Genomic DNA, 3,377 nt, shown 5'->3' with positions numbered 1-3,377 from the left:
CGTGACGGTAGTCACACGCAGGCGCACGCCCGGTGCACGTTACTGGCAGGTACGGCATTCGTCACCTTCTGGCGAAATGATCGTTTCCTGTTCGTGACCTGCGCCCTCAGCGCAGCGGCACGAACACGAACGACCCGTGCGTGGTGATCTCCGTCCGGCCGTCCCTGCGCTCGACCAGGTGCATCGTCGAGCGCACCGGGATCACCATGCGCGCGTCGTCGCCGAGCTGGTCCACCAGGGCGGTCGGCAGCCGGCGCGGCGACGCCGAGACGAGGATCCGGTCCCACCCGCCGTCGACGGGCCGGCCGAGCGCACCCGGGGTCGCCGGCTCGATGCGGGCCCAGGGCAGGTCGCACGCGTCGAGGTTCTCCGCACCCCACTCGGCCAGCTCGGGGTCCAGCTCCAGCCCGAGCACCTCGCCGCGGGAACCGACGAGCCACGCGAGCAGCGCGGTCGTCCAGCCGGAGCCGGAGCCGACGTCGAGCACCCGCGCCCCGACGGGCACCTGCAGGAGCCGGAGCATGAACGAGACGGTGCTCGGCTGCGAGCTGGTCTGCCCGTGCCAGAGGGGCAGCGGGTGGTCCTCCGCCGCACGGGCGCGCTGCTCCGGTGGCAGGAACCGCTCACGGGCGAGCTCGCGCATCGCCTCGGCCACGTCGGCGGCGCGTGTCGGGTCGGCCTGCGCACCCATGAGGTGAGCCTACGATCGGGCCTCCAGCGCGAGGAGGCGGAGATGGCCGAGTACGACGTCGTGGTCGTCGGCTCCGGGTTCGGCGGGTCCGTGGCGGCCCTGCGGCTGGTCGAGAAGGGCTACCGCGTCCTCGTGCTCGAGGCGGGCCGACGGTTCACCGACGAGACGTTGCCGCGCACCTCGTGGGACGTCAGCCGGTTCCTCTGGGCGCCGCGGCTGGGCTGGCTCGGCATCCAGCGGATCCACGTGCTGCCCGACGTCGTGGTGCTCGCCGGGGCGGGCGTCGGGGGCGGTTCGCTCGTCTACGCGAACACCCTCTACCGGCCCACGTCCGACGCGTTCTACGCCGACCCCCAGTGGGCCGGCATCACCGACTGGCGCGCCGAGCTGGCGCCGTACTACGACCAGGCGAGCCGGATGCTCGGCGTCGTCGACAACCCCACGTGCACGCCGTCCGACCAGATCGTGCGCAAGGCCGCCGTCGACCTGGGCGTCGGGGACTCGTTCCGGCTGGCGCCGGTGGGCGTGGTGTTCGGGACACCGGGCGCGCGGGTGCCGGACCCCTTCTTCGGGGGTGCCGGCCCGGAGCGGCGCGGCTGTCTCGAGTGCGGCGAGTGCATGACGGGCTGCCGCCACGGCGCCAAGAACACGCTGCCCACCAACTACCTGTACCTGGCCGAGCGCGCGGGGGCCCGGGTGGTCGCCGAGACGACCGTGACCTCGGTGCGCCCGCGCGGTCAGGAGTGGGAGGTCCGCACCAGGCGCACGGGCCGCAGGGGCGGCGACCGGACCGTGACCGCCGACCAGGTGGTCGTCGCGGCCGGCACGTGGGGCACCCAGGAGCTGCTGCACCGGATGAAGGGGGACGGCACGCTGCCGCGGCTGTCCGACCGGCTCGGGGAGCTGACCCGGACCAACAGCKAGTCGCTCGGCGGCGCAGCGACGCGGTGGCGCGGGTGGCGACGCCGGCCGGACCTCACGCGCGGAGTGGCCATCACGTCCTCGGTGCACCTCGACGACCACACCCACCTCGAGCCGGTCCGGTACGGCCGCGGGTCCAACCTCATGGGCCTGCTGAGCACGGTCCTCACCGACGGCGGAGGACGCGTCCCCCGACCGGTGCGCTGGCTCGGCAACGTGCTGCGCCACCCCGGTCAGGTGGCGTCGCTGCTCCTCGGCCTGGGCAGCTGGTCGCAGCGGACCGTCATCGGGCTGGTCATGCAGACCGGCGGCGCCTCGATCACCGTGCGGCTGCGGCGGACGTGGCGGGGAACCACGCGGCTGACGTCGACCCCCGGGGAGGGTGAGCCCAACCCGACCTGGATCCCGGCTGCGAACGCCGCCTACCGCCGGATGGCCGCGCACCTCGGCGGCTTCGCGGCGAGCAGCCTCGGCGAGGTGGTCGACGTGCCCATGACCGCCCACTTCCTGGGCGGCTGCACGATCGGGCGCTCCCCGGACGAGGGGGTGGTCGACGCCTACCACCGGGTGTTCGGCTACCCCGGGCTGCACGTGGTGGACGGCTCGACGATCTCCGCCAACCTCGGGGTCAACCCGTCCCTCACCATCACCGCGCAGGCGGAGCGGGCGATCTCGCTGTGGCCCAACGCGGGGGAGCCCGATCCACGGCCCGCTCCCGGGGAGCGGTACGAGCGGGTGAGCCCGGTGCGCCCGGTGCGGCCGGTGGTGCCGGCGTCGGCCCCGGGTGCGCTGCGCCTGACCGTCCTCTAGACGGTCTCCTTCATCGGGACCACGGGGATCATCCCCGTGCGCGGGACGTCCGCCGCGGACTGGGCCGGCACGAACTTCGGCTTGCGGCCCGGGCGACCCCGCTCGCGGCGCATCTCGATGCCCTCGAGCGTCGTCGCGCGCCAGACGGCACCGCCGTTCAGGCGCCCGTCCGGCTGCGGGAGCCACGGCACCTTGCGGGACAGCCAGACCCGGATCGTGGCGTGCTCGACCCCGAGCCGGTCGGCCAGCCGGGCGATGTCGTAGAGGTCGTCGAGGCCCTGCACCGGGGTGGTCGGTGCGGGCGGGGCGGCGGGTGGTTCGGGGTGCACGGCGAAAGCGTAGCGGCCCGTCCCTGTGAATTGTGTGACGGAGACGTGACGAGATCCACACGAGATCTCCCCCGCTATGGGGCCTCAAGTGTCAGGGGTGACCTTCCGAAGAACTTAACGTGTTACGCGTGAGTAACAAGATTCCGTTCCGAGGTCGGCCAGCGAGTGGCCGGCACGCTGCGGCGCGCCCTGCGCCCGCGCGTGCTGTCGCCCACCCCGCCCGCCTCGCCCAGGGTGCCGTGGTCACGGCGCTCGCTCTGAGCATGTGCGCGATGGTGGCCGTCTCGGCGAATGCGCGTGACGGTGGGAGCGCGCTCATCGGCGTGCTCCCGGCCCCCAGCTCGACCGCGCAGGTCGAGCAGGCGCGGGCCGGTGCGGTCGAGGTCGCCACCGACGCCATGCAGGTCGCCCAGTCGGTCCAGGCGGAGGCGTCCCAGGTCGCGATCGACGCCACGCAGCTCCAGGCCCTCGAGGCCGCGACCGCGCACCTCGACGAGCTGCTCACCGTCGCGGCCGCCGAGGTCGACCGGGGAGCAGCGACGTCGCGATCGGCCGAGCGCGACGAGGTCACCGGCATGGAGGGCACCTCCGTCGCTGCGGAGGAGCCCGCCGCCGCCGCGACGAGC

At 73.9% G+C, this 3,377-nt stretch carries 4 protein-coding genes; 2 read left to right on the top strand and 2 right to left on the bottom strand.

Translation table 11 applies throughout. The features are described 5' to 3' along the window. Window positions 1–106: 106 nt before the first annotated feature. Window positions 107–691, bottom strand: coding sequence for a protein-L-isoaspartate O-methyltransferase family protein (locus AC1DUQ_RS19580; RefSeq protein WP_477059912.1), 585 nt, complete (start codon window positions 689–691; stop codon window positions 107–109). A 42-nt stretch (window positions 692–733) separates the two neighbouring features. Here AC1DUQ_RS19580 and AC1DUQ_RS19575 point away from each other — a divergent pair, with 42 nt between their 5' ends. Beyond that, window positions 734–2,422, top strand: coding sequence for an FAD-dependent oxidoreductase (locus tag AC1DUQ_RS19575; RefSeq protein ID WP_477074404.1), 1,689 nt, complete (start codon window positions 734–736; stop codon window positions 2,420–2,422). On the opposite strand, the gene AC1DUQ_RS19570 is transcribed toward AC1DUQ_RS19575, so the two are convergent. Further along, window positions 2,419–2,751: a hypothetical protein gene (locus tag AC1DUQ_RS19570; RefSeq protein WP_477059914.1), complete on the bottom strand. Its 333-nt coding sequence runs from the start codon at window positions 2,749–2,751 to the stop codon at window positions 2,419–2,421. The two genes, AC1DUQ_RS19575 and AC1DUQ_RS19570, sit on opposite strands and share 4 nt — an antisense overlap. Before the next feature lie 272 nt (window positions 2,752–3,023). On the opposite strand from AC1DUQ_RS19570, the gene AC1DUQ_RS19565 reads away from it, so the two are divergent. Next, a partial coding sequence (locus tag AC1DUQ_RS19565; RefSeq protein WP_477074403.1) for a hypothetical protein occupies window positions 3,024–3,377 on the top strand: 354 nt, incomplete at its 3' end.

The sequence above is a fragment of the Cellulomonas sp. P4_B5_2 genome, from assembly GCF_056402235.1.
The sequence above is the reverse complement of the archived record's forward strand: the minus strand, read 5'-3'. Positions and strand labels throughout refer to the sequence as shown.

Coding starts and splice junctions, on each gene's coding strand:
- AC1DUQ_RS19580 (WP_477059912.1), bottom strand. CDS start 691: ATGGGTGCGCAGGCCGACCCGACACGCGCCGCCGACGTGGCCGAGGCG.